The organism is Dactylosporangium sp. NPDC005572, from assembly GCF_040605515.1.
In the GTDB taxonomy this organism is placed as follows: Bacteria; Actinomycetota; Actinomycetes; order Mycobacteriales; family Micromonosporaceae; genus Dactylosporangium.
On sequence record NZ_JBEXCY010000376.1, the window covers coordinates 1 to 5,276 of the forward strand.

General features: G+C 75.9%; 7 protein-coding genes. 3 read left to right on the top strand and 4 right to left on the bottom strand.

Annotation, left to right across the window (positions count from 1 at the left end):
- Positions 1-334 precede the first annotated feature (334 nt).
- From ABZS66_RS60180 to ABZS66_RS60190, 3 genes are read left to right on the top strand one after another with little or no spacing between them, the layout of a single operon-like run.
- On the top strand, positions 335-739 hold the full coding sequence (locus tag ABZS66_RS60180; protein WP_354773759.1) for a roadblock/LC7 domain-containing protein: 405 nt from the start codon (positions 335-337) through the stop codon (positions 737-739).
- 21 nt (positions 740-760) lie between these two features.
- The gene (locus tag ABZS66_RS60185) at positions 761-1,141 is read left to right on the top strand and encodes a DUF742 domain-containing protein (RefSeq protein WP_354773761.1); all 381 of its coding nucleotides are present in this window, start codon (positions 761-763) and stop codon (positions 1,139-1,141) included.
- The gene (locus ABZS66_RS60190; protein ID WP_354773763.1) at positions 1,122-1,700 is read left to right on the top strand and encodes an ATP/GTP-binding protein; all 579 of its coding nucleotides are present in this window, start codon (positions 1,122-1,124) and stop codon (positions 1,698-1,700) included. The genes ABZS66_RS60185 and ABZS66_RS60190 overlap by 20 nt, the downstream gene beginning before the upstream one ends.
- Positions 1,701-1,713: 13 nt before the next feature.
- On the opposite strand, the gene ABZS66_RS60195 is transcribed toward ABZS66_RS60190, so the two are convergent.
- The 4 genes from ABZS66_RS60195 to ABZS66_RS60210 all read right to left on the bottom strand — a co-directional run.
- Positions 1,714-2,871 (bottom strand): FAD-dependent monooxygenase, encoded by a 1,158-nt coding sequence (locus tag ABZS66_RS60195; RefSeq protein WP_354773765.1) that lies wholly within the window; start codon positions 2,869-2,871, stop codon positions 1,714-1,716.
- A gap of 146 nt (positions 2,872-3,017) precedes the next feature.
- Entirely contained in the window at positions 3,018-3,305 is a 288-nt protein-coding gene (locus tag ABZS66_RS60200) for a transcriptional regulator (RefSeq protein WP_354773767.1), read from the bottom strand.
- Positions 3,302-3,700, bottom strand: a complete 399-nt coding sequence (locus ABZS66_RS60205; RefSeq protein WP_354773769.1) for a hypothetical protein — start codon at positions 3,698-3,700, stop codon at positions 3,302-3,304. Before ABZS66_RS60205 ends, ABZS66_RS60200 begins: the two co-directional genes overlap by 4 nt.
- Before the next feature lie 92 nt (positions 3,701-3,792).
- On the bottom strand, positions 3,793-5,276 hold a 1,484-nt coding region (locus tag ABZS66_RS60210), incomplete at its 5' end, for an FAD-dependent oxidoreductase (protein ID WP_354773771.1).

Genomic DNA, 5,276 nt, shown 5'->3' on the forward strand with positions numbered 1-5,276 from the left:
CGCGTGGAGGCGCTTGACGTGCTCGTCACGACCACCGTGGGGGAGGACGCATGAGCGCCACCGCCCGCCCCGGTCACGGCACCGCCCGCCGCCGCGCCCGCCGGACCGGCCGCCAACGGCCGTTCCGCCACGCTGCCCCAGCTACCGCACCGGGTCCGCGGCGCGCATCTCGCCGATCCGCTGCGGGACGCCGCCACCCCCGCCGACAGTCCGCCGCCGGCCGCGCGGCCCGTCTCCGCGAGCCCTGACGACGCCCGGCGCCTCGCCGCCGGATTCATGAACGGGTACGCGCGGGGGCAGGACGCCGCCGCGCCAGAGAACGGGAGATGACCGCATGGCCGCCGACCTTTCCTACCTGCTGGACCGCTTCGGCCGTACCGTCGCCGACGTGCGCTCCTCGATCGTGCTCAGCGCCGACGGGCTGCTGCTGGCCCGGTCCAGCAACCTCGACCAGGCCGCCGCAGACCAGCTCGCCGCCGTGGCCGCCGCGCTGAACGGGCTGGCGCGCGGGGCGTCCCGGCAGCACGGCTGGGGCCTGGGCCGCAAGACCATCATGGAGATGGAGCACGCCTACTTCTTCGTGTCCGCGCTCGGCCCCGACGCGAGTGCCTGTCTCGCCGTCTGCGCCGACATCAACGCCGACGTGGGGCAGATCGCCTACGAGATGGCCGTGCTCGCCGGGCAGGCCGGGGCGTTCTTCGCGCCCGGGCTGCGGCCGAGCCCGGCCCTCACCGCCTGACCCGGACCGGCGGAACCCGACATGGTGGAGGCAGCCGCACCCGACGACTGGGACGACCTGCCCGAGCCGCTGGTGCGGCCCTACGCGGTGACGAACGGCCGGACCGGACCGGCGGCCCCGCTGATGCTCCTCGCGCTGGTCTGCACGACGACGGCCGGCCAGCGGGCGCTGTGGGAACGCTACCCGCTGGAGCCCGAGGCGCGCGCCATCGCCGTGTTATGCGTCCAGATCCACTCGATCGCCGAGATCGGCGCGCACCTGCGCCTGCCACTCGTCGTCGTGCAGGTGCTCGTCGACGACCTGCAGCGGGCCGGGATCCTCTCCGTGCACCGCCCGCCCGACGTGGAACGCCCCGGTCGGGACCTCCTCAAGAAGGTGTTGGATGGACTCGTTCGGCTCTGACCCGGCCGTGGCGGCACCGACCGCGGTGAAGATTCTCATCGCGGGCGGGTTCGGGGTGGGCAAGACCACGTTCGTGTCGTCGGTGAGCGAGATCCCGCCGCTGACGACCGAGGCGCCCCTCACCGCGGCCGGCCTCGGTGTCGACGACACCGCCGGCATCGCGGGCAAGCACACCACCACGGTCGCGCTGGACTTCGGCCGGATCACGCTCGGCGAGGGCGAGATCATGCTGTACCTCTTCGGCACGCCGGGCCAGGACCGCTTCTGGTTCATGTGGGACGAGCTCGCCCGGGGCGCGATCGGCGCGGTCATCCTGGTCGACACCCGCCGGATGGCCGACGCGTTCCCGGCGATCGACTTCTTCGAGGACCGCGGGGTGCCGTTCCTGCTCGCGGTGAACCAGTTCCCCGACGGCCCGACGTACCCGCTGACCGACGTGGCCCGCGCCGCCGACCTGCCGCCGGGGCGGCCCCTGGTGTACTGCGACGCCCGGGAGCGCGGCAGCGCCCGCGCCGCGCTGGTGCACCTCACCAGGCACGCCCTGCAGCTGACCCCGTGACCCGCGGCCCGCCTCAGTCGCGCCAGTCGATCTCGTGCGAGTACATCCGCCGCGCCGCGCCGGCGGAGAGCCGCACGCCGACGGGGAGCATCCGGTTGCGCAGCCACCGGCTCGCCGTGCTGCGGGCGCCGAGACTGCGGCGGTTGTTGCGGGCGACGGCCGCGACCCGGGCCACTCGCGGGCGCCGGCCGCGCTCGTAGGCGGTGAACGCGGCCTCGATGCCCGGCCGGTCACGCAGCTCGCGGGCCAGCGTCACCGCGTCCTCCAGGGCCATCGACGCACCCTGCCCGCCGAAGGGTGGGAACGCGTGGGCCGCATCGCCGACCAGGCAGATCCGGCCGCGGTGCCAGGCGTCCAGCGGCGGCACCTCGTAGATGGGCTGGCGGATGATCGCGCGGGTCGCGGCGATCAGCGCGGCGGCGGGTGAGTCCCCGCCGTCGGCCTCGGCCAGGAGCCGGTCGCGCCAGGCGTTGTCCGCGACGGCGGGCCAGTCGTCCCCGGGCCGGTCGGGCAGGACCGTGTTGCAGGACCAGAAGACCTCACCCGAGTCCTGCGTGGCGTAGCGCACCGGGAGCCGCCGGCCGAGGAGGTCCTCGAGCGTGTGCCGGGACAGGGCCGGCCCGCCGGGCCGGCACACGCCGGCGCTGGAGATGATTCCCGTGTACCGCGCCGGCCGCGCTTCGGTCATCGTGACCGCGCGGACCCGCGACCACGGCCCGTCACACCCGACGAGCAGGTCCGCGGCGTCCACCGTGCCGTCCTCGAAGGAGCCGGCCACCCCGTGCCGGGACTGCTCGACCTCGACGAGCCGGCGCCCGAACGCGACGTCGGCGCCGGCCGCGACGGCTCGCTCGCGCAGGACCCGGTGCAGTGCCCCGCGCCGCACCGACAGCGCGCCCGGCAGCGGGACCTCGGCCAGCCGCCGGTTGTCGTGGTCGCGGAAGACGATCCGGTCGCACGCGGTGCCCTCGGCCCGCAAGGCCGGCTCCACGCCGAGCGTGCGCAGCACGCTCAGGCCGTTCGGCATGATCATCATCCAGCCGCCGGCCGCGTCGTCCGGCTCGGGCCGCGCCTCGCGCAGCGCGACCTCGAATCCGGCCCAGCGCAGGGCCACCGCCACCGCCGGTCCCGCGACGCCGCAGCCGACGACGAGAGCCTTCCGTTCCAGCATCTGGTCACCCTTTCGATCGGCTGCGGCAAGCTTTCCGCCGGTACCGCCGGAGAAGATCACCCACCTGGCCGAACCGCCCGGCTCGGCCCAGTCCCACCGGGCGGCATCGGTCAGGGCGATGCTGGAGCGTGACCGACCAGGGATCGTCAGGGCCGGCCGATGATGGCGTGCAGCGCCGCGACATGGTCGCGGTACGCGGCCCGGCCCTGCCTGGTGAGCCGCAGCCAGACGCGCGGGCGCCCGTCGCGGGCGGCCTTGCGCTGGCTCACGTAGCCGGCCTCGGCCAGCACGCTCACGTGTTTGCTGAGGGCCGACGCGCTCAGCCCCAGGCTCTCCTGGACGGTGCCGAACTCGATCTCGGCCGCGGCGTCGAGCATCGCGCAGATCTGCAACCGGCTGGGCGCGTGGATGACGGTGTCGAGCCAGCCGCTCACCGCTCGCGCCGGATCAGGGCGCCGGCCGCGAGGACCAGCGCAGCGCAGGCCGCCGCGGCGGCGATCCAAGCGACCGGGTGACCGACCAGCGCCGCCGCGACCAGGACGCCGGCGAACACCGGGACCGCGGACAGCAGCACCCCGGCCCGTAGCCGGCCGCGCACGCCGGTCAGCTCGGTGTTCAGCCCGATCGTCACGCCGATGCCGGTGACGAGGAGCAGCAGGACGGGCACGGCGGCCCAGCCGGGCAGCAGCCCGGTCAGCGGCACCGCCGCGCTGAGCGCGGCCAGGGTGGGAAGGTGCCACGGGCGGACCCCGGCCCGGGCCACCGCGGCCCGGGCGATCTCGGTCTGCCGGAGCGCGGCCGCGGCCTGCTCGGCCGATACAGTTTCCATATTGGAAAGTCTGAGCGAGACTTTCCGGCTTGGCAAGTCTAGGTGCGGTGCCCGCCCCGGCCGGGCCATAGCGCGCACGACCCGCCGCACGGTCACTGGGCACGCCCGGCGAATCCGCGCACGGTGCCGCGGTCCGGATGCAGTGCCTGGTGCAGGAGGCCGGGCTCGCCGTCGAGCAGCAGCTCCACCAGCCGGGCGAGCACGGGCGCCTGGACCGTCCCGCCGGCGTTGGTGCCGCCGGCCACCACGACCCGGCCGTCGAACACCTCGACGGCCTCGACGACGGGCAGGCCGTCGGGTGTCATGGGGTACTCGCTGTACCGCCGCTCCAGGACGGTCAGCGGCCCGGGGAACAACCGGCCGAGCAGGTCCTCCAGCGCCTTGGCGAGTTGCTCGGCGGCGGGCTCGCCGGGCCTGGGCCGGGCGAGGCCGAGGAAGCCGAACCCGCCCGCCGCGTGCAGGCGGATGCCGTCCGGTGACAGCGTGAGGTTGACGACACCGAGCGGTTCCGGGGCGTGGACCTTCAGCGGGTGGTGCAGACCCGGGTTCCTGATCGTCACGAACACACCCAGGACCTGCTGGACGGTGCCGGCCGAGCGCGCGTCGGCGCCCAGCAGGTCCGCCAGGTCGGGGCCGTCGACGGCGACCACGACCGACGCCGCCGCGAGCGTCGAGCGGTCGGCCAGTTCGACGTCCACGCCGCCGGGTCGGGCGTGCAACCGCCGCACCGGGCTCGAGTCGCGGAACCGCACGCCGCTCGCGGCCGCCAGGTCGCGGACCGCACCGGCGAACGCGTGCGCGTTGACGGTCATCCCGTCGACCTCCACCACGCCGCCGCCGGTCGCCTCGGGGCCGAGGGCGGGCCAGCGGCGGTGGACCTCGGCCGCGTCCAGCTCGTGCGCCGCGGCGTTCACCCGGGACTGCAGGCGCAGCCCGGCGGCGAGTTCGGCCGCCGAGAGGTACAGCCTGGACGGTCGCCGGTCCACCCGCAGCGTCGTGAAGGCGTCCGGCCGGCGGCGCAGCAGCGCCTCCCAGCCCGCCAGCCCGAACCGGTTGAGGCCGACGGCGAGGTCGGCGGCGAGCGCGCGGAACCCCGGGCGGTCCGCCACCGCCGCGAAGGCGGCCGCCCAGGCCTGCTCGGCCGGGTCGAGCGACCGGGGATCGCGGGTCAGCCAGCCGCCCTCGGGCAGCGGCCGGTGCAGCGCCTCCCGGCGGGATGCAGTGGCGTGGGGGAGCGTCTCGGTGAGCGAGAGGTGGTGGGCGTCCGCGCCGCGGAAGGTCGCGGCCCGGTGGGCGGGATCGGTGCGCCCGGCCGGGGCCGCGTCGAGCAGGAGGACCTCGCGCCGGCCCGTCTCGCCCAGCAGGAGGGCGACGGTCAGTCCGACGATCCCGCCGCCGACGACCACGATCCGGCCGGACGGCCGGGGCACCCGGGGGCTGCGCACCGGAAGGTCGCCCAGCTCGCTGGTGGCCGCCGCGACCAGGGCGGCCTGGTCGAGCTCGGCGGCGCACGCGGGCGCGCTCGCCGCGTTGGAGCCGAGGGTGAATCCCGGCCGCGGCCGGTCCGGCCCGCCCC